At 65.8% G+C, this 19,185-nt stretch carries 24 protein-coding genes; 14 read left to right on the forward strand and 10 right to left on the reverse strand.

What is annotated here, in order from left to right; translation table 11 throughout:
- Nucleotides 1-89 precede the first annotated feature (89 nt).
- The 7 genes from SPHS8_RS18635 to SPHS8_RS18665 are packed head-to-tail and all read left to right on the forward strand — an operon-like array spanning nt 90 to nt 5,368.
- On the forward strand, nt 90-1,151 hold the full coding sequence (locus SPHS8_RS18635) for a maleylacetate reductase (RefSeq protein ID WP_129965691.1): 1,062 nt from the start codon (nt 90-92) through the stop codon (nt 1,149-1,151).
- 18 nt (nt 1,152-1,169) lie between these two features.
- Nucleotides 1,170-2,078, forward strand: a complete 909-nt coding sequence (locus SPHS8_RS18640; RefSeq protein ID WP_129965690.1) for an intradiol ring-cleavage dioxygenase — start codon at nt 1,170-1,172, stop codon at nt 2,076-2,078.
- 4 nt (nt 2,079-2,082) lie between these two features.
- Nucleotides 2,083-2,970 (forward strand): hypothetical protein, encoded by an 888-nt coding sequence (locus SPHS8_RS18645; protein WP_129965689.1) that lies wholly within the window; start codon nt 2,083-2,085, stop codon nt 2,968-2,970.
- A 29-nt stretch (nt 2,971-2,999) separates the two neighbouring features.
- Complete coding sequence (locus SPHS8_RS18650) at nt 3,000-3,602, forward strand: riboflavin synthase (RefSeq protein WP_129965688.1); 603 nt, start codon at nt 3,000-3,002, stop codon at nt 3,600-3,602.
- Nucleotides 3,599-4,726, forward strand: coding sequence for a 3,4-dihydroxy-2-butanone-4-phosphate synthase (ribB, locus tag SPHS8_RS18655; protein WP_129965687.1), 1,128 nt, complete (start codon nt 3,599-3,601; stop codon nt 4,724-4,726). Before SPHS8_RS18650 ends, ribB begins: the two co-directional genes overlap by 4 nt.
- Entirely contained in the window at nt 4,726-5,139 is a 414-nt protein-coding gene (gene ribH / locus SPHS8_RS18660) for a 6,7-dimethyl-8-ribityllumazine synthase (protein WP_129965686.1), read from the forward strand. The genes ribB and ribH overlap by 1 nt, the downstream gene beginning before the upstream one ends.
- A 31-nt stretch (nt 5,140-5,170) precedes the next feature.
- Complete coding sequence (locus tag SPHS8_RS18665) at nt 5,171-5,368, forward strand: hypothetical protein (RefSeq protein ID WP_129965685.1); 198 nt, start codon at nt 5,171-5,173, stop codon at nt 5,366-5,368.
- Nucleotides 5,369-5,383: 15 nt separating this feature from the next.
- On the opposite strand, the gene SPHS8_RS18670 is transcribed toward SPHS8_RS18665, so the two are convergent.
- Nucleotides 5,384-6,124, reverse strand: coding sequence for a hypothetical protein (locus SPHS8_RS18670; RefSeq protein WP_129965684.1), 741 nt, complete (start codon nt 6,122-6,124; stop codon nt 5,384-5,386).
- Between the two features lie 592 nt (nt 6,125-6,716).
- Between SPHS8_RS18670 and SPHS8_RS18675 the strand changes: the two genes are divergently transcribed.
- Entirely contained in the window at nt 6,717-6,881 is a 165-nt protein-coding gene (locus tag SPHS8_RS18675; protein ID WP_165362037.1) for a hypothetical protein, read from the forward strand.
- 82 nt (nt 6,882-6,963) lie between these two features.
- On the opposite strand, the gene SPHS8_RS18680 is transcribed toward SPHS8_RS18675, so the two are convergent.
- Both SPHS8_RS18680 and SPHS8_RS18685 read right to left on the reverse strand, forming a co-directional pair.
- The gene (locus SPHS8_RS18680) at nt 6,964-7,332 is read right to left on the reverse strand and encodes a hypothetical protein (protein ID WP_129965724.1); all 369 of its coding nucleotides are present in this window, start codon (nt 7,330-7,332) and stop codon (nt 6,964-6,966) included.
- Between the two features lie 72 nt (nt 7,333-7,404).
- On the reverse strand, nt 7,405-7,731 hold the full coding sequence (locus SPHS8_RS18685; RefSeq protein ID WP_129965722.1) for a hypothetical protein: 327 nt from the start codon (nt 7,729-7,731) through the stop codon (nt 7,405-7,407).
- Nucleotides 7,732-7,992: 261 nt separating this feature from the next.
- Between SPHS8_RS18685 and SPHS8_RS18690 the strand changes: the two genes are divergently transcribed.
- The 3 genes from SPHS8_RS18690 to SPHS8_RS20690 all read left to right on the forward strand — a co-directional run bounded on the left by SPHS8_RS18690 (nt 7,993) and on the right by SPHS8_RS20690 (nt 9,857).
- Complete coding sequence (locus tag SPHS8_RS18690; protein ID WP_129965720.1) at nt 7,993-8,385, forward strand: DUF3768 domain-containing protein; 393 nt, start codon at nt 7,993-7,995, stop codon at nt 8,383-8,385.
- A gap of 318 nt (nt 8,386-8,703) precedes the next feature.
- Nucleotides 8,704-8,841, forward strand: a complete 138-nt coding sequence (locus SPHS8_RS18695; RefSeq protein WP_165362036.1) for a hypothetical protein — start codon at nt 8,704-8,706, stop codon at nt 8,839-8,841.
- Between the two features lie 791 nt (nt 8,842-9,632).
- Complete coding sequence (locus tag SPHS8_RS20690; RefSeq protein ID WP_129965718.1) at nt 9,633-9,857, forward strand: ParA family protein; 225 nt, start codon at nt 9,633-9,635, stop codon at nt 9,855-9,857.
- 43 nt (nt 9,858-9,900) lie between these two features.
- On the opposite strand, the gene istB is transcribed toward SPHS8_RS20690, so the two are convergent.
- Together istB and istA are read right to left on the reverse strand one after the other, a co-directional pair.
- A complete protein-coding gene (gene istB / locus SPHS8_RS18705) occupies nt 9,901-10,668 on the reverse strand; it encodes an IS21-like element ISSsp5 family helper ATPase IstB (protein ID WP_007686288.1) in 768 nt (255 codons plus the stop codon).
- A complete protein-coding gene (istA, locus tag SPHS8_RS18710; protein WP_011950768.1) occupies nt 10,665-12,158 on the reverse strand; it encodes an IS21 family transposase in 1,494 nt (497 codons plus the stop codon). The genes istB and istA overlap by 4 nt, the downstream gene beginning before the upstream one ends.
- A 196-nt stretch (nt 12,159-12,354) precedes the next feature.
- Here istA and SPHS8_RS20615 point away from each other — a divergent pair, with 196 nt between their 5' ends.
- Both SPHS8_RS20615 and SPHS8_RS18715 read left to right on the forward strand, forming a co-directional pair.
- Nucleotides 12,355-12,477 (forward strand): hypothetical protein, encoded by a 123-nt coding sequence (locus tag SPHS8_RS20615; RefSeq protein WP_268932505.1) that lies wholly within the window; start codon nt 12,355-12,357, stop codon nt 12,475-12,477.
- Nucleotides 12,478-12,500: 23 nt separating this feature from the next.
- Nucleotides 12,501-13,094 (forward strand): hypothetical protein, encoded by a 594-nt coding sequence (locus SPHS8_RS18715; RefSeq protein ID WP_235870850.1) that lies wholly within the window; start codon nt 12,501-12,503, stop codon nt 13,092-13,094.
- Nucleotides 13,095-13,100: 6 nt separating this feature from the next.
- Here the strand turns inward: SPHS8_RS18715 and SPHS8_RS18720 are convergent, their stop codons facing one another.
- From SPHS8_RS18720 to SPHS8_RS18735, 4 genes are all read right to left on the reverse strand, one after another.
- Nucleotides 13,101-14,159, reverse strand: coding sequence for a hypothetical protein (locus SPHS8_RS18720; protein ID WP_129965730.1), 1,059 nt, complete (start codon nt 14,157-14,159; stop codon nt 13,101-13,103).
- Nucleotides 14,160-14,188: 29 nt separating this feature from the next.
- The gene (locus tag SPHS8_RS18725; protein ID WP_129965732.1) at nt 14,189-14,791 is read right to left on the reverse strand and encodes a hypothetical protein; all 603 of its coding nucleotides are present in this window, start codon (nt 14,789-14,791) and stop codon (nt 14,189-14,191) included.
- 63 nt (nt 14,792-14,854) lie between these two features.
- Entirely contained in the window at nt 14,855-16,099 is a 1,245-nt protein-coding gene (locus SPHS8_RS18730) for a site-specific integrase (RefSeq protein ID WP_201516754.1), read from the reverse strand.
- Nucleotides 16,096-16,617 carry a hypothetical protein gene (locus SPHS8_RS18735; RefSeq protein WP_129965707.1) on the reverse strand — a complete coding sequence of 174 codons (522 nt, stop codon included), beginning with the start codon at nt 16,615-16,617 and terminating at the stop codon, nt 16,096-16,098. Before SPHS8_RS18735 ends, SPHS8_RS18730 begins: the two co-directional genes overlap by 4 nt.
- A gap of 113 nt (nt 16,618-16,730) precedes the next feature.
- On the opposite strand from SPHS8_RS18735, the gene SPHS8_RS18740 reads away from it, so the two are divergent.
- Complete coding sequence (locus SPHS8_RS18740) at nt 16,731-17,777, forward strand: hypothetical protein (protein WP_129965708.1); 1,047 nt, start codon at nt 16,731-16,733, stop codon at nt 17,775-17,777.
- 110 nt (nt 17,778-17,887) lie between these two features.
- Here SPHS8_RS18740 and SPHS8_RS18745 read toward each other — a convergent pair whose 3' ends face one another.
- On the reverse strand, nt 17,888-19,111 hold the full coding sequence (locus SPHS8_RS18745; RefSeq protein ID WP_201516753.1) for a hypothetical protein: 1,224 nt from the start codon (nt 19,109-19,111) through the stop codon (nt 17,888-17,890).
- Between the last annotated feature and the right edge of the window lie 74 nt (nt 19,112-19,185).

The following is a 19,185-nucleotide window of genomic DNA, read 5'->3' on the forward strand; positions in this document are numbered from 1 at the left end:
TGGGGTGCCGGGACCTTCGGGTTCCGGCACCCTCCCCTCTCGTCCGGGCCGCTGTTCGTCGCCCGGCAATGATTGACACGAGCGCACCCATGGCACCCTTCGACTTCGACATCCTGTCCTCCCGCGTGCTGTTCGGCCCGGGCACGCTCGACCGGCTCCCCGCCGAGATCGAGCGACTGGGCTGCGAGCGGGCGCTGGTGCTGACCACCCCCCATCAACGCGGTCTCGGCGTGAACGCGATCAGCCTGATCGGCCGCGCGCAGGTCGGCCTGCTCGACACCGCGACCATGCACACCCCGGTCGACGTCTCGGAAAGGGCGCTCGCCGTCGCGCTCGAGCGCAAGGCGGACTGCTTCGTCGCGATCGGCGGCGGCTCGACGATCGGCCTCGCCAAGGCGCTGGCGCTGCGCACCGACCTGCCCCAGATCGCGATCCCGACCACCTATGCGGGCTCGGAAGCGACGCCGGTGATCGGCGAGACCAAGGATGGCCGCAAAGTCACCCAGCGTACCCCCAAGGTCCAGCCCGAGACGATCATCTATGATCCGAGGCTCAGCCGCGACCTCCCCGTCGACATCTCGGTCACCTCGGGCGTCAACGCGATCGCGCATGCCGCCGAAGCGCTCTACGCGCAAAACCGCAACCCGCTGATCGAGGCGCTCGCGGTGCTCGGCATCCGGGCGCTGGTCGCAGCGCTCCCGAAGATCCACCGCAATCCCCATGACGAGGAGGCCCGCTCGGACGCGCTGTTCGGCGCCTGGGCCTGCGGCGTCTGCCTCGGCACGAGCGACATGGCACTCCACCACAAGCTCGCCCATACGCTCGGCGGCACCTTCGATCTGCCGCATGCGCCGCTGCACTGCGTGCTCCTGCCCTACACGCTCGCCTACAACAGCAAGGCGGCGCCGGGCGCGATGGCGAAGCTCGCCGAAGGCTTTGGCAGCGACGACCCGATCCGCGCGCTCCGCACGCTCTCGACGACGCTCGGCGCGCCGCCGTCGCTCGCAGCACTCGGCATGCCCGAGGAAGGCATCGCCGTCGCCGCGCAGGCGGCGCTCCAGAACCGCTATCCCAATCCGGCCGAGCTCACCGAGGCCGGCCTCACCGACCTGCTGACGCGCGCGTATCGCGGAGACGATCCGCTGCCATAAGAACCAAAGGAGTAGGACATGCGCGATATCACAGAAGCGTCGATCACAGACGCCGTTCGCGAAAGCTTCGACAAGGCCAGCGATCCCCGGCTCAAGCAGCTGTTGCAGAGCCTGGTCTCGCACCTTCACGCCTTCGTCAAGGAGGTCGAGCCGACCACCGCCGAATGGTCCGCCGCGATCGATTTCCTGACCCGCACCGGCCATATCTGCGACGATCGCCGCCAGGAGTTCATCCTGCTCTCCGACACGCTCGGGGTCAGCGTGCTGGTCGATCTCATTAACCACCGCATGCCGGTCGGCGCCACCGACACGACCGTGCTCGGGCCCTTCTACGTCGCCAATCCGCCGGCCTTCCCGCTCGGCGCCGACATCTGCAACGGCATGACCGGCAAGCCGATGTATTGCGATGGGCGCATCCAGACGCCCGACGGCAAGCCGTTGGGCGGCGCGACCGTCGATGTGTGGCAGTGCGATGGCGACGGCTATTACGACATCCAGCTCGGCCCCGACCATCTTGGCCTGCGCGCGCGGTTGACCGCCGACCAAGACGGCCGCTTCTCCTTCTGGTCGGTGGTGCCGAGCCACTATCCGATCCCCGACGACGGCCCCGTCGGCGACATGCTGGGCGCGACCGGGCGGCATCCCTATCGCCCCGCGCACGTCCATTTCATGATCCAGCACCCCGGCTACGAGACGCTCGTCACCCACATCTTCCTCGAGGGCAGCGAATATCTCGAGAGCGACACGGTGTTCGACGTGAAGACGAGCCTCGTCACCGACGTCGTGCCGCACGAGGCCGGCACCGCGCCCGACGGCAGCGCGGTCGGCGAGCCCTGGGGCGCGCTGCATTTCGACTTCGGCCTGAAGCCGCTCGCCGCCGCGCCGCGCGCGACGCTCACCCGCCGCCCGGCGCCGGTGGAGGCCTGAGCCCATGTTCGTCCCCTTCCCGCTGGCGGCGAACCTGCGCGGCGCGGTGGCGGCGCTCGGCAATTTCGACGGGGTCCATCGCGGCCACCAGGCGGTGGTCGGCCATGCCGTGAACCTCGCCCGCGCCCGCGGCGTGCCGGCGATCGCGATCACCTTCGCGCCGCATCCGGTGCGCTATTTCAACAAGGCGCTGCCGCCATTCCTGCTGAGCGACGTCTATCAGCGCCTCGCGCTGCTGCGCGCGGCCGGCGCCGACGAGGCGGTGGCGCTGCCCTTCGACGGCGCGATGGCGTCGCTCACGCCGGGCGAATTCATCCGCCACTGGCTGGTCGACATGCTCGGGGTCTCGACGATCGTGACGGGCGCCGATTTCCGCTTCGGCATCGGCCGCTCGGGCACGCTCGACCTGCTGCGCGACGAAGGCCAGCGGCTGGGCTTCACCTGCGAGGCGCTCGCGATCCGCAAGGACGCCGCCGAGCCCATCTCCTCGACCCGCATTCGCGAATGCGTGCGCTCGGGTGATCTCGAGGAGGCCGAACATCTGCTCGGCCGCCCCTATCGCCTCGCGGGATCGCTGATCCATCTCGCCGATGGCGACCTCACCCTCTATGCCGGCGACTGCCTCGTGCCCGGTGCCGGCCGCTACCGCGCCCGCATCCAGGCGATGGGCGTCACCCCGGTGATGGTCGATGTCGCGATCTCGGGTGGCCATATCCGCTGCCTGATGCGCGGGTCCGACCATGCGGCGCTCGGCGCGCTCAAGGACGGCGCGCGGGTGACGCTCGACTTCGAGCAGAGCACGAGCCTGTCGCTGGTCGGCCAGGCGCCTGCGCATGCGCTCGCGGGCTTGCGTCGCGGCGACAGCGAGGCGGCCCGGCTGCTTCCGGCCTGACGCCCCGGTCCCGTGGAGTTCGGCGTCCCATGTTCACTGGAATCATCACCGACGTCGGGACCATCCAGCGGATCGACCAGCGCGGCGACGTGCGCATCCGCATCGGCACCAGCTACGACATGGCCGATGTCGCGCTCGGCGCCTCGATCGCCTGCTCGGGCGCCTGCCTGACCGTCGTCGACAAAGGGTCCGACTGGTTCGACGTCGACCTCTCCTTCGAGACCATCAAGCGGACCGCGCCCGGCCTCTGGTATGAGGGCGGCCTGCTCAATCTCGAGCGCGCGCTCTCCGTCGGGGACGAGCTCGGCGGCCATATCGTCACCGGCCATGTCGACGGGGTCGGCTTGCTGGTCGCGGCCGTGCCCGAGGGCGAATCCGTGCGCATCACGCTGCGCGCGCCCCAGGATCTCGCGCGCTTCCTCGCGCCCAAGGGCTCGGTCACGCTCGACGGCGTGTCGCTCACCGTCAACAGCGTCGAGGACGAGCCCGAAGGGCCGCTCATCGGGCTCAACATCATCCCGCACACCCAGGCGCATACCAGTTTCGGGGATCTGCGCCCGGGCCGCACGTTCAACATCGAGATCGACATCCTCGCCCGCTATCTGGGCCGCATGGAGCAGTTACGACAATGACCGCGCCCTTCCGCACCACCCGCCATGCCTTTCTCTCGTCGACCGAGGAGATTATCGACGAGGCCAAGAATGGTCGCATGTTCATCCTGGTCGACGACGAGGACCGCGAGAATGAGGGTGATCTCGTGATCCCCGCACAGATGGCGACGCCGGCTGCGGTCAACTTCATGGCGACCCACGGCAAGGGCCTGATCTGCCTCGCGCTCGCCAAATCGCGCACCGACCAGCTTGGCCTGAAGCCGATGGCGGCGCAGAACGGGACGCGCCACGAGACCGCTTTCACCGTCTCGATCGAGGCGCGCGACGGCGTCTCGACCGGCATCTCGGCAGGCGACCGCGCGCGCACCGTCGCGGTCGCGATCGATGCCGCCAAGGGGCCTGAGCATATCGTGACGCCGGGTCACGTCTTCCCGTTGATCGCCCGGCCCGGCGGCGTACTGGTGCGCGCAGGCCACACCGAGGCGGCGGTCGACGTGTCCAGGCTTGCCGGCCTCAATCCTTCCGGCGTGATCTGCGAGATCATGAAGGAAGACGGGAGCATGGCCCGGCTCGACGATCTCGTCGCCTTCGCGCAATTGCACGGCCTCAAGATCGGCACGATCCGTGACCTCATCGCCTATCGCCGCCGTCACGACCATAATGTCGAGCGCGTCGCCGAAGCGCGTTTCGAGAGCGTCCATGGCGGCGACTGGACCGCGATCACCTTCCGCAACAAGGCGATCGACACCGAGACGATCGCGCTCGTCAAAGGCAAGATCGATCCTGCCCAGCCGACCGTGGTGCGCATGCACGCGCTCAGCATCTTCGACGATGCGCTGGGCATGGCGACCGATCGGCGCGGCCTGCTCGGCCGCGCCATGGATGCGATCGCCGCGGAGGGGGTGGGCGTGCTGGTGCTGCTCCAGGCGCAGGCCAAATATTCCGAGATCACCCGCGCCGTCGGTGCCGACGACCAGGGCGAGATGCAGGGCTTTCGCGATTACGGCGTCGGCGCGCAAATTCTCGCCGAGCTCGGCATCCACGACATGATCCTGCTCACCAACTCGCATCACAATCTGGTCGCGCTCGACGGCTATGGCCTCAACATCGTCGAGGAGCGCCCGCTCCCGCCGAGTGCCGCCTGATGGCCGAGATCCTGATCGTCGAGGCGCGTTTCTACGAGCATCTGAACGACATGCTGCTCGCCGGCGCGCGCGCCGCGATCGAGGCGGCGGGGCACACCCACGAGACCATCACGGTGCCGGGCGCGCTCGAAATCCCCGGCGCGATCGCGCTCGCCGAAGATGCCTATGACGCCTTCGTCGCGATCGGCGTCGTCATTCGCGGCGAGACCTATCATTTCGAGATCGTCGCCGGCGAGAGTGCACGCGCGCTGATGGACCTGACGCTCGACGGCTTCGCGATCGGCAACGGCATCCTGACGGTCGAGAATGAGGCGCAGGCGCTGGTCCGCGCCGACGCGCACCAGAAGGACAAGGGCGGCGAGGCGGCCAAGGCCGCGCTCGCCATGCTCGCGCTCAAGGATCGCTTCGCCTGATGGCGGTGTCGGCATCCCGGACGGGCGTCGCATGACCGCGTTCGCGATCCGGGTGCTGGCGAGCCTCGCGATCGTCGCGGTCACGGCGCGATCGCTCTGGCTGCAACTGCCAACCCTCACCGATCTGTCCTCTTGGTGCTTCGCCGGCACCAAGGTGTGCACAGTCGCGGTGCTGCTGTTGCTGCTCTGGTGGCGACACCCCCCTCCCCGCGATCTCGGGCGACGCTGACCAGGCGCGGTTCGCTCAGCGCAGGCGCGGCTGTGTTTCGGGGTCGGTCTCGTGCGCGCCCACGCTCGCGAGATAGGAAGCGATCTCGTCGGGATCGAAGAAGGTCTCGGGCACGAACGGGCTCGCCCGCAACAGCTCGAGAAAGGCGGGCCTCGTCTCGAACAGCTGGTTGAGCGCCGCGTTGAGCCGCGTCGAGACCTTGTCCGATTGGGCGTAAGCGATCGGCAGGGCAGCGGTGAGCAGCCGCTCGAAGTCTCGCGCATCGTCGGGGCGCAGATAGGCGCTCGCATGCGGGTAGCTCAGCGCCATCCTCGTCTCCGCGATATCGAGCGCGAGCACGCAGCGATGTTCCTCCCACCCGCTCGGATCGCCAAAATGGGCGAGATAGGAATCGCGCAGCCGCGTCGCGCGATCGTGGAGCATGCGCAGCTCGCCCGACAGATGATTGGTGATCTGGAGCCGGTTGCGGGCGGCGCCCGTGCTGTGGGTGGCGCGCGTATAGAGGAGCACGGCCTGCGCGAACAAAGCCTGCAGCGTCGCGGCCTCGTTCCTGGCCGGCCCTTGTCCGGCATCGGCGGCGGCGCGGATCGCGTCGGAGAGCGCCTTGCAGGCGGCGATCATCTCGGCGGCGCGCTTGAGATCATTGCGGACCGAACTCATCGAGATGGCGGAGCGGATGAGGGGCCCGAGCGCCGCGATGTCGGGGTCGCCGCCGTGGCGCGCGACGAGCGCCTCGAGATCGAACAGCTCAAGCATAAGGGCGGTCCGGGCCGGCACGCCACGCCGCCTTTCGGCCTCCGCCGAAACCGCGCTCTATCTCCGCTCGACGCTCCGACCGAGCCCCGTGCCGGGTCTCGGCCCTGCGGGTGACGATCGCTGGCGGAAAGGAGAGAGGAAGGCCGCCTTCGCCGGTTCCCGGCTGGGTGCGGCTCATGGCGGCGGCATCGTGTGGCGGGCGGGCGTGCGAGACCCCAAGCCCCGATCCAGGAGGCCATGCCTGAGCCGCGGAGGGGGTGGAGGGGCGGACGCGGAGAGAGCGGACAATCGTCACGGCATCAACTCGAACAGGATGCTGACCCACCTAGGCATATGTGGGCATGTGGTCGAGCAGCGACGATGTGAATATCTGTGAGCCGCCGGGCATTTCGGCAGGATCACCCCGCTCTCAATGAGGCGCCATCCTTGGTCCGGCCCGCGGCCTTCCACGATCAACCCGCAAGGGGTCCGGGCGCTTCGCTACGGCTTTTTGCTGCTTCGCGACGCAAAAAGTGATCGCGGCCGCGGGCCGGACACTGCGGGCGCCTGTCGAGCGGGGATGACCCCGCCGAACCACAGGAGCCTCGATCCCATGTTCACCGACCTTACAACCGCCCGTAAGCATGCGCTCGGCCTCGCCCGCAATCTTATGGTCATCACGATGGTGGTCGTCGCCGGCGCGCATTTCACCGTCATCACCGCCGACGATCACGACCCGAGCCTCACCATCGTCAACGAATATGATCCCTTCGCCTGACAATGCGTGTCCAAAGGAGGGGCGGCCTGGCCCCCCCTCCCCTCTTCGCGCTCGTGTCATGGGTTCGCGGACGGGTGCCTCCTCACCGATAGGCGGCGCGCACCAGCACGACGACGATCATCGCCAGCCAGATCAGCACCGTCACGGCGTTGAGCGCGAGCGACCAGCGCAGCCGCGCGCAGGTCGCGCCCGGGCCATGGGCATGGACGAGGCTGCGATAGAGACCGAAATGGCGGAGGATCTGGAGGCTGCCGAAGCCGCCGCCCGCGATGAGGATGAGGCCTTGGAGCAGGGTGCGGCCACGCGTGCCGGTCCGCGTCGCATAGAGGATCTCGAGCGAGAAGCCGATGATCGCGAGCGCGTAGAAGAGACTGCCCCGAAAGATGCGCTCGGCGAGCGCGGCATGGCGCGCGGCTTCCTCTTCGCTCGGGTCCCAGGGCCGCCGCGCCACGTCTAGCTCTCCGCAGCGTTGAGCCGCCTGATCGCGTTTAGTCCCGTAACGGTTCGCCGCAAAGCGTTTCCGTTACGCGGTCGCGTCCTGTGCGCTTTTTTCCGGTCCGGCGTGCGCGACCAGCTCCGGGTCGCCGATCAGCCGGATCCACGGCCGGTCGAAACCGCGACGCGCGCAATAATGGACCGAACCGGCGCAGCCGACGATCGTGCAGCGGTCGAGCGCATCGATCGGCGACCAGAGCGCGCCGTTCAGGGTGACGAGCGCCGACACGTCGACCCGCTGGCGCGTGCCGCAGACGAGGCATTGCGAACGCAGATGGGCGCCGGCGGCGAGCAGCGTGCCAGCGGTCCGTGCCCAGCCGGGCCACAGCGCTGCGAGTATGCGATCATCGGTCATGGCGGCGAGACTAGAGCCCCCCTCCCCGTCCCGTCCATCGCGATCATCCAAGGCCTCGGTCTGTCGCGCGAGCCCCGCGACGGGCCGGTCAGGCTTCCTCGTCGCCGGGCCGCCGCCCGGCGCAAGCCCGCAAGCGGGCTCCTTCACGTCCGTTCCGGCCCTGCGGGTGCGCCGGACCGCCTGTAGCCCGGCGGTCGGTCGCGGGCGCTGACACGGCCCCGATCGGCGGGGCTTCGGGTCATGCGACAGGAGACGAACATCATGGCCGAAACCCGCTGGACCGGGCTGCCCCAGGAGCGCGAGCCCCAGAAGATCGCCGAACTGAACGACTGGCTGCGCGCCAATCTCGTAAATCCCGGACACAATCGAGTGGTGATGACCGCCGGGATCGCCGCGCTCATCGGCGACACCAACCTGTTCCTGGGATTCCATCGCCAGGCCGAGTTGCTGCGGATCGTGCGCGATTATAACGATTTCTCGCCGGCGAACGACCCGCACCGCGAGCATGACATGGGCGTCTTCGAGTTCGAGGGCACGCGCTGCTTCTGGAAGATCGACTATTACGACCAGACGATGAGCGGTGGTGCCGAGAACCCGGCCGATGCCTTCGCCTGCGTGCGCGTGCTGACGATCCTGCGGGCGGATGAATGGTGAGGCGCTTGGGAGGGCGAGCCGCTTGCGGCCCCCTCCCCTTTTGCGTGTCCCTGTTCCCGAAATGTCGATGGGCGCGTGCGGCGAGGTCGCGTGTGCCTCTGATGGTGTACAGGCTCTGTCGTCGACGTCCTGCCAGTGTGACGATCGGACGGGGGTGGCGTCAAGGATGCGGGGTTCCCCCAATTTTCCCGAACGGGCCTTCGTCCCGCCCGAGAAAATCGGCACCCCCCCGCCCCGCTTCGCGGCCGCTTGCGCGGTCCCTGACCCCACCCCCGTCCGATCGTCTGATCGAGCCTTGTCTCAAGGACGGAGGATCAGATGTTCGATATGCACGCACGCACCCAGGCTTGGATGGCGGATCTCGCGGTGATCAACGCGGAGATCGACCGGAGTGGTTTTCCTGCCCCGCGCAAGGCGAAGCGGTCTCGCAAGTTGAAGCCGCTTTGGGAGGAGTGAGGGCGGGTCCCGGGGCGGCGCCAAGCCGCCCCTCCCCTTTTTGTCGCCGACGCTGCTTAGGGCGCGCTGACGAGCGTGACGAGCCGCGCAAGTCCCAGCAGCCAGAGGATGATCGCGGCGACGTTGAGGCTGAGCGCGGGTCCGAGCCTCGCGGCGGTTGATGTCCCCCGGGCGCGGCGCATGATGCTGGTGAGCCCCGGAAAGTGTCGGCTGGTATCCGCTCGATGATGGTATTGGGTTGCTGTCTTGGTTGGCAGGGCCCGGTGGCTTGAACAAGCCTTGGTTCGAGCCCCCTCCCCTCGCCCAAAGCCGTTGGGGCTAGCAAGTGCTAGCGTAATGATAGGCTAACGCTAGCGGTGCGTGATCCGGATGTCAGGTGTGTGCGAATGGACGTTCGATCATCACGGCTTGTCGCTGGTCGTTTTCCTGGCCCTAGCCTCTTTCACCGATCCAGTGCAGCGCACTCGGTGCCGTCTCGTGCCGGTGAACTAGCTAGGTGCTAGCACAAGCTATCGCTAGCTTGCTGCTAGCAAATGGCGAGCAGGGGGATAGCCGATGGTGTGCTGGGCGCTAGCATAGCGTTAGGACATCGTAAGGACGGTACTATCCCGACGACAAGCGATCGAGCGCATGACGCATGGGAATGGTAAGCTTGACGCTGAGATGGCGGGAGCATAATCACACGCTATTGCATAGCACGCCCTCGCCTAGCCATAGCCGGACGGATGCCGGGCGTCAGGCGATCGTGATGCTTATGTTCGGATGACGCTGGGTAAGGGGAGTGCCGTCACATGCCAGTCGTAGCCTTAGCGTCGAGCAAGGGAGGCTGTGGGAAGTCGACCACGGCCCTGATCCTCGCCAGCGCCATCGTGGCCGCCGGCTACAAGGTCCGCATCATCGACGCCGACCGCTCCGCGCGTCTCGCCAAATGGGCATTGTCAACGGCGGAGCAAAAGTCGGCCATTCGGCGGCGTAAAACCAGGCCATCGTGTTACATGCCGGGGGGAGTGGCGTGAGGGCGTAGCCCGAGGGCCACTCCCCCCGGCATTGGTGTAATTTTCAGGGTCTGGTTTTGGCCTTGCGGGCCCGGCTGTGCGCGAGGCGATAGCTTTCGCCGTTCATCTCGAGGATGCTGACGTGATGGGTCAGGCGATCGAGGAGCGCGCCTGTGAGACGCTCAGATCCGAAGGTTTCGGTCCATTCGTCGAAGGGCAGGTTGCTGGTGATGAAGGTGGAGCCGCGTTCGTAACGCTGGGAGATCAGCTCGAACAACAGTTCGGCGCCGGTCTTGGAGAGCGGCACAAAGCCCAGTTCGTCGATGATGAGCAGCTTGTATCCGGCCATCTGCTTCTGGAAGCGCAGAAGACGGCGCTCGTCGCGGGCCTCCATCATTTCGCTGACCAGCGCTGCCGCGGTGGTGAAGCCCACCGACAGTCCTTTCTGGCATGCTGCCAGTCCGAGCCCCAACGCTACGTGCGTCTTTCCGGTGCCTGATGGCCCCAGAGCGATGGCGTTCTCACGCCGCTCGATCCACTCGCAGCGCGCCATCTCGAGCACCTGCATCTTGTTGAGCCTGGGGATGGCGGCGAAGTCGAAGCTGTCGAGGCTTTTGACGGCGGGGAAGCGCGCGGCCTTGATGCGCCGCTCGACCATGCGACGCTCCCTGTCGATCATTTCCATCTCGACGAGGCGGGCGAGGAAGCGGATATGATCGACGCCTTCAGCGGCACATTGCCGCGCGAGCTTGTGATGCTCACGCAGGCACGTAGGCAGCTTGAGCGCCTTGAGATGGTGAGCGAGAAGGATCTCCGGGGCCTGATCGCTCATGCGGCCTCCTGCCGGTCGGAGAGCAGGCTCAGATAGGCTCTGGCAAAGGTCTTCTCGACCGTGGTGCGTGGCAGGAAGGGATAGACGTCCAGGTCCAGCCTGGGCGGTACGCGTTCGATCCGGCACAGGACGAGGTGCTTGACGGCATCGAAGCCGATGGCGCCAAGATCGATGGCCTGTTCGACCGCCGCCTGGAGATCGGCGAGGGTGAACGTTTCCAGCAGGCGCAGTACCTGCACATATTCGCGCCTGCCATGTTTGTGCATGCGCCCTTCCATCAACCGCTGCAGTGTCGTGAACGCTTCGGGCAGGTCCCAGCCCTGCAAAGGCGCAGCCTGGTCGAATGCGTTGATCTTCTGCTCGATCAGCGGGAGATAATGGAGCGGGTCGAAGACAACCTCCTCGCGGGCATAGCAACGAGGATGACGGGCGATGACTTCGCTGCGGCAGCCGATCACCACCTCATCGACATAGGCCCTGATCCAGACCTCCTGATGGCCCCAGGCCACCGGAACCGAATAATCGTTGGTCCTGTAGCGCACCAGGGATTGCGAGGAGACCCGCCCGCCTTTCTGATCGCAGGCCTCGAAGGGTGTAGCGGGCAGAGGCTGCATGGCCGCGAGATCGCGCTGCAGCCGCTCACCGATCGTCTCGCTCTGCCCGCGCACCTTGTCCTGCTGGCGCTTGCGGCATTGCTCCTCCAGCCACAGGTTGAACGCCTCCCAGGTCGGGAACTTCGGGATCGGCACCATGAAGTTGCGCCGGCAATAGCCTACCAGCCCCTCCACATTGCCTTTCTCGTTCCCCTTGCCCGGGCGAGCATAGCGGTCGCGGATCACGTAATGTGACAGGAAAGCGCTGAACAGCGTGGCACGCTGCCGCGTGCCGTCGGGCAGGATCTTCGTCACAAGGCAGCGATCGTTGTCATAGACGATCGAGCGCGGTACCGCGCCGAAAAACGCGAAGGCATGCACGTGTCCGTCCACCCAGGCCTCCGCCACCGCCGCCGGATAGGCCCGCACATAGCAGGCATCACTGTGCGGCAGATCGAGCGCGAAGAAGTAGGCCTTCTGCTCCACCCCGCCGATCTCCACCAGCGCTTCCCCGAAATCGGCCTGCGCATCTCCCGCAGGGTGCGCCAGCGGCACGAACATCTCCCGGCTGCGCTGTTCGCGCTCCCGGATGTAATCCTTGATGATCGTATAGCCGCCGGTGAAACCATGCTCGGTGCGCAAACGGTCGAATACCCGCTTCGCCGTATGGCGTTGCTTGCGCGGGACACTGCGGTCACCCTCAAGCCATCCATCAATGATCGCCACAAACCCGTCCAGCTTCGGGCGCTGCGGTACGGACTGGCGCCGGTAACCCGGCGGCGATGAAAACGACAGCATCTTGCGTACCGTTTCGCGCGACACATTGAAACGCTTCGCCGCCGCCCGTTGGCTCATGCCATCCGCGCAAGCCAGACGGACCTGAAGATAAAGTTCCACGCTGTAGATCCCCACACCTCCCTGACTCGGCAGAAAGGCTTCAAGGTGGACGACTTTTACGCCGCCCGCAGCAGGACTATCCCGCCGCTACCGTGGTCGAATATTGCTCCGCCGTTCTCACGGCAGAAAGGCTTCAAGGTGGACGACTTTTACGCCGCCCGCAGCAGGACTATCCCGCCGCTACCGTGGTCGAATATTGCTCCGCCGTTCTCACTGGTGGGTCGGCGAGAACATTTACGAGGGCGAGGACTATGTCGACCATATCGGCGAAGTGGCGCCATTGACCCACAGCTCGCTGCGCAGCTTCTTCAATCTCTGAGCGCACACGAAAGGAGAGCGATCGTGTCGAACGAGATCGAATATCGACGCCACGTCATCAAGACGATGACTTCGGCAGGCGAGTGGAAAGCGCGCGCGCTCCGGGGCACCAGGGTCGCATCGGAGACGGTTGTCGGGCCGACGCGCGATGCCGCAGTGCTCGCGGTGAAGGAGTTCCTCGACGAGCGCGCTGCCGAGCTTCGGTCGAAGCGTGGACCCGACGGCTATCCGTCGGTGGAAGAAGTGCGCGACGCGCTCGAGCAGATCGTCATCGGCCGGTCGCAACGGACCATGCTGGAGGCGCATCTCGAAGCGCCGGATCGGATCTTGACCGCAACCCAGCTTGCCGAGGCCGCGGGCTATGACGATTATGTCGTGGCCAATTCCCAATATGGCGGCCTTGGTCGCGCGCTGGCCGAAGAAATGGAGTGGGAGCCTGCCGAGCGCTCGGACGGCTTGCCGATCTGGACCTTCGCGCTCGCCACCGATGCCGACCACGACGCGCGTAAGCGCGGCATCGAGGTGACGGGCCATTGGCGCTGGCAGCTGCGACCGCAGGTGGCCGAGGCTTATTCGCAGGTGCGCGGCGGACGGGCCCGGCTGCGTCTCAACCTCTGATCCTGATCAGCGGCTCATGGCCATGAGGGCATCGTCCATGCGGTCGAACAGGATATTCTCAGGCGGGTCGCCCGCGTCCGCATCCTCGAGCATGCGACAAAGGTCAGCGCGGCTGATGATCAGGATGAGGAAGCCCTGTTCGCGAAGATAGCTGTTGCAGGCCAGGCGCGCATGATCGGAGCCGCCTTCCCGCGCGATGATGATGGCGACCTTCCGCAGGCCTTTTTCCATGAGATATTTCGCGGTGCTGTGGACCTCGTCCTGACCGACCGGTCTTCCGTGATTCTTGGCGTCGAACACGACGTACCGCGTTGAGAAATCCGACGAGATCATCGACCAGAAGGAGTTGGTCGCACCGCCGATCCGCCCGATAAGGTCCATCCGGTTCAGGCCATCGTCGCTGCGTTGCTGGGTCACCAGCTTGTGCAGCTCGCGGCCGAACAGGGAGCGGACGGCCTCGTGGCACCCCTGCTCGAACGCGATCCAGCCGGGCTGGCCCGCCGGCACCGCCCGCAGGCGGGTGGCGAGCGCTGCGCCGGTAATGGTTCCGGTCGCCCGCGGCTTTAGAATGGCAGGCGATCCATCGACCAGGGTTTCCGAGACGAGGATGTCGAGCTCGTCCGCGAGCTTGGCATGCTCGCCGATCAGGCCGCGCAGCGTGAACAGGTCCCAGATCGCGATCCGATCGCCTGCCAACGCCGAAAGCTCGGCCAAATCGTCCTGCTCGGTTTCGAGCGACAGGATGATGATGCCGCGCTCGAAGACGGTCCGATCGAGGATGTCGCGCATATGGGAGATGGCATCGACCGCCCGTGCCTGCCAGTCGTTGCGCCATCGAAACATCTTGAACTCGACCGCGACCGCTTCGCCGGTATCGTGCGGCGTGAGCTCGATATCCGGGAAATGCCGGCTGAGCTCCCAAGCCGCTTCATCGTCTCGATCGATCTCCCCTTTCATCCGCGACGCCTCGCCCTTCGACGCGCTCTCGAGGATGGTGACGAGAAGCTCCTGCCATTCATCCTCGAGGTTCATGCTCTCGATATGCAGGTCCTTCATCACGCCCATCCAACCGATCCTTGTGTTTGTCGTGTCGTTCAGCCGACCGGCGGCAGCAGCCCGCTTTCGTCCAGATGCCAGTATAGCCGCCTGCCGATCCGGCTGAATCGGGCGGCGCGCGCCGCTTCCGCCTCCAGCTCCGCCAGTCGCATACGCCGTGCCCGGTAGGTGATCGCACCGCCTTTGGTGGGCTGGTAGTCGTGGAAGGTCGCGCCCCAACCAACGAGGTCGCCCGAAGCCTGCGTATGCGCGTGGGCCATCATGTGGCGGAGCTCCGCCGAGGCTTCGAAGCGTGTAAGGAAAGCGTCCGCGACCCTCTCGAACGGCGCGAGTGGCCCGGTACTGAAAGCCGAACGCAGAAAAGCCAGCCGGCGCGGCATCGCATAAGGAAAGTCCGTCCGGATCGATGCATAGGCATCGAGCCTCGAGCAGCGGATCGCGATCTCGGCAAGGCGCGTCTCGATCGAGCCATAGGCGCTCAGGATCGCGCCTCGAAAGAGCAATGCGGCGTCCATCTCGTCTCGCTTTACCCATGGATTATTCTCGGGCGCATAGGCGCTCTTGGCGAAGATGGACCGGGTCTCGCGCAAATACGGATTGCCGCTCGCACGAGGCGACCTGTTCCACGGACCACGGTTCATGCCCACTCCCTTACGTCACAAGTCTGCTACCCAATTCGGTGATCGACAGGACAAGCAGATGCATCAACTCCGGATGCGGCTTAGCACGCGCGATGCGGCGTTGCGTCGGACCGCGAGCTTGCGCCCGTACCGCAACGCGGTCGCGGCCGAGGCCCAGCGGAGCGCGAGCGCGATGCCCGCACCATCCTCTCCGGCAGCGAACAGGTCCTGGGTCAGTCCGACGCGCAGCGAATGGGTGGACAGCGCCGCGATCGCCTGCTCGAGCTCTTCGCCGAACATGCCGACCAGGCCTGCGTCGGCCGCCGCCAACGCGATCCGCCGGTAGATACCGCAGACACCTTGCCGCGTCAGCGGCGTCTCGCCGATCGTGTAGGTCACCTGCGCGGCGATGGCCGGTGATCCACGCAGACGCTCGCGCCAATGCCGCGTGTTCCCCGGGATCGCATGATAGGGCTGCGGCGGGATCGCGGCGCGAGCCCGGCGGCGATCGACGCCGACCCGCCGGAACAGCGGCCCATCCTCGATACCACTTTCGACCAGCCAAAGCTGGATCCGTCGCATCGAGTCCGGAGATACCCACGCCCACGCGCCCTCGGCTTCCTGATCCGTCTTGGAGCGCGGGATGAACAGCAACCCCGAGCCATCGCCTTGAGGTTCGAGATGGTCGACGCGCGCGGCGTTCAGCTCGCTGACCCGTAGGCCACCATCATAAGCGAGAGATAACAGGGCTCCGTCGCGCAGACCTTGGAGATCGCCATCGCAAGCCTCGAGCAGATGGCTGATCGTGAACCCGGTGTCGTCGCCGAGCGCGCCGCCGAAACGCATCGGCGCCGCCTGGCGTTGGGCTGCGCCCCGCCGCCGGCGATGGGCGCGCAAGGCGTTCCGGACCATCGCATGGTCGGTGGGCAACGGATCCTTTTCCCCGAGTCCGACGAGACGATGGAGGTTCGCGATGCTCGAAATCCGGCGGGATGCGACCGAAGGTTTGCGGCCGATCGCCTCGAGGTGCCGCACATAGCGGACAAGGTCTTCGGGCTCGGCGGGGAGGGGAGGGCGCCTCTCGGCACGCGCCCAGGCCAGAAAGCAGTCGAGATCGGCCGCGATCGCGAGCATCGTTGCCTCGGCCATGGCCTCCAGCGCCGTCTCGACCCCGAGCTGGCTCACCGGCGCGAAGTCGGCGGGCAACGCTGCGACGATCGTGCGCAGCAGCCGTGCATTGGCCGGCAGGGCGTCACCGCGTCCGCGCCGTTTAGGAAGCGAGCCGGCACCATCGTCCGGACGGTGGACGATAACGATAGAGGCGGTCATGCCGCGATCCAGCGTTTCGTCCAATTGGCGATCCGGTCGGCTGCCTCGTCGGCAATACCCGACACGGCAATGCCCACGAACAGCAGCCAGACGCCGAAGAAGGCGAGCACCACGCCGTTGCTGTTCGTGGCGCCGCCATGAAGGGCGCTGATCGCGCTGTTGATCCGCACGGTGAAGATGCCCATGCCGATGCCGGCCACGATGCCGGTCGCGAGCAGCCAAGCCCAAGGCATATATTTGCTTCGCAGCAGCGCCTTGCCGACACCGCGGAGGACGACGGACCCGAAATACATGCCGGCGAGCAGCAGATAGAGCAGGATCCGACCCTCGTCGGTCAGATGCATGGCACCACCGACGATCACCGCGTGCTGCTTGAAGATATGTAGCGCAGCGACTGCGATCATCGCCGCGAACGCACAGAGGAAGCCCAGATAGAGGGAGGCGATGATCAGCCCCGAGACACCGGGATGCGGATCTTTCGCTAGCAATTTGCGGATGAACGTCTCCGGCGAACGCATGCGCGCATCCTCAGCTGCCCAAGACATATACTTACCATAAGCATCGATTATGGAAAGTGAGAATAAAGCGATATTGCTTAGGTATAGTAATATCGAAATCACTGACGTATGGCTTGGTGATGGAAGCCGGTGGCGCCCCCCTCGAACTTCTCGCGCTCGCCGGCGGGCGGTTGAACGGCATGATGGCCATGGCGACACCGGTCGTGCGTGAAGCCGTGGAATATCGACGATTGTCAGCTATTTGGTCGGCGTATCGCCGCGATGCGGGGGCGGGCGAGGTAGGCCGCGACCATCGCGGAACCTCGCCCGATCTCCTCGCTACCAACGACGGTCGTCGCGACGGCGTGTTGCTCTGGCTGATCGACCACGCGCCATCGACGCTATCTGCTGCGGCCGAGCGCGCGGCTCGCGCCGTCGGCGCTCGCCAGCGGCTGGACGGGGAAGCCCTCGAGCTTCTCGCTGCCGCTATCGACGAGCTTCCTCCTGATGCGCACGACGCTACGCCCCACGCGGCCCTGAGGTGGATGAGCGGCTACGTGGGCCGCCTCAGCTCAAATCCAGATTTTGCTGAGATGTCTGGTGAGATGGTGGATATTGCCCTTCCTCGCGGACGGCTCTCGACCTACCGTACTGCAACGCCCGGCGCCTGCTGGGCAGCCAATCTCGCACTTCAGGCCCGTCCGCCTTCGATCGCTTTGCCGATCCCGCCTGGCACACTCAGTCGGGCCCTTTTTCGCCACGACTTGGATGATGAAGAGCGTGCGACTGTGCTCCGATCCGACTGGTTGCGCGGCCTGGACGATGCAGGGTCGGGACTCCTCCACATTCGCCGGGATCTTGAGAGGGGAGAAATAAGCCTTGCTCGTCTTTCGAAGAACGCTCGGGCACGCGCCGCGTGGTTGGCCCTCGCTTGTTTCGAAACTCTGCCGCGCGGGCAGCTCGCGCGCATGCTAAGTGTATCTCGCGGTGGTGCTGCGCACATTTCGCAGCAGCTCGTTGATGCGGGGCTTGCGCGGATCGACGGGCACGGCGCGATCGCGCGATGCGACGGATCGCCTCGCGCAAGCCGTCCGCTCGATGGCAAACCTACCGCGGCTGCGGTTGAGGTCGACCAGGCAATGGCCGAGATCGATCGTCTAATGACAGGCTCGACACATTAGCGGTTCATCGTCCGGTCTTCACTAAATTTACCGATGAGTCTTCCGCGTGACCTCGATTTTGGGCTGGATTCGCTGATCTGGCGTTTCTGGCGACGAACTGGGCCTTCCCGCTATCGCCGAAGTTGAGCCGCTGACAATCCCGTCAAGACATTGTTGGTCTGAGCACCCGATGCGATAATCTGCTTCTGCTCGGTTCCGGTGCCTGTGCAAACGGGCACCTCCGCCCAGAAGCTGAGGGGCGCAGCATCGCCCTTGCGATGATCGTCGGGCGTCGCTCCCGGGCTTCGGCACGTCGGCGAGAAGGTGATTTTGAGATTGTCGCTATGTGTGCGCGTATACCCGAGCAAATTGGAACCCGAAGGGCCGCCGCCGCCCGCTCCGCCGCCAGGACCCTTGAAATGCACCAACGTCCAGTTCGGGCCACCGGACGCTCCATAGGTCACAGCGAAATTGATGATCGACTGGAAGGATGTCGCGCCGACAATTCCCTGTGCGGCACCGGTCCCGGCAGGCTTTGACGGGGCGCTTTTGCTCTTAATGGCTACGGCATCGGCTGCGACACGCGCCTGGAGGCTGGACGCATCCCTCGCCGCGGCGGCTTGGGCGTTGTCGCCGAAGAAGGCGGGCGCGATCGACTGAACCTGTCTCTGCAGGCCGGCGACGTTCGCGTCCAACGCTGCGACCTCGTCCTTGTCCGTTTCGGACACGGTCGGCGCGCTCGCTAAATTATCAAGTGTGCGCAAGACTTCCGGACTGATCACCGAGCGAATTTGGGCGACGAGAGCGGCGGGCGATTGGCCGCCCGCCGCCCTGATCGTCTGGTCCAACCGCGCGCTCCGTTTCGAGGCGGAAGCGATTACGCCGGTCGGGCCAGAGGTCCCATAGAGCGAGACGTCGCTCGTCGCTTCAAGCGACGCCAAGCCATCTGCAAGCGTATCATGCAATCGAAGGTCGCCGCCTAGATAATCCGCCCGACCATCGGCTGGATCGTCGGCACAGGGTGCGGCTGGCAGGGGAGCCTTCTTCAATCTCACAGCCTCATCATGCGCCCTTTGCTGCTCTCCATAGTTCGCCGCAAGGACAGCAAGATCGACAATATACTGAAGCTGGACGGAATCATCGCGGGAACGGCTATATTGGCCCACCACCGACAATGTCCTGTTGAGCGTCGTGCCGCCTGGCAGCGGGTGAATGAAGGAGAGGTTCGGAGCAACACCTCCATTGTCCGTCACGTCGAGAGTGAGGTCGACCGCCGCCACGAAATTGTCGGTCACGAGATTATCCCAGGCGGCTGGGGTAGGGGTGCCCACGGGATCGCCGTCGTGCGCCACCATCGCATGGTAGATCTCGCAGTGGCTCTGTTGCAAAAATCGTGAAGCTTGAGCATGCTTGGCGGAGATTGGACGGA

Origin of the sequence: Sphingobium sp. S6, from assembly GCF_905120495.1 — a bacterium.
Lineage (GTDB): Bacteria > Pseudomonadota > Alphaproteobacteria > Sphingomonadales > Sphingomonadaceae > Sphingobium > Sphingobium agri.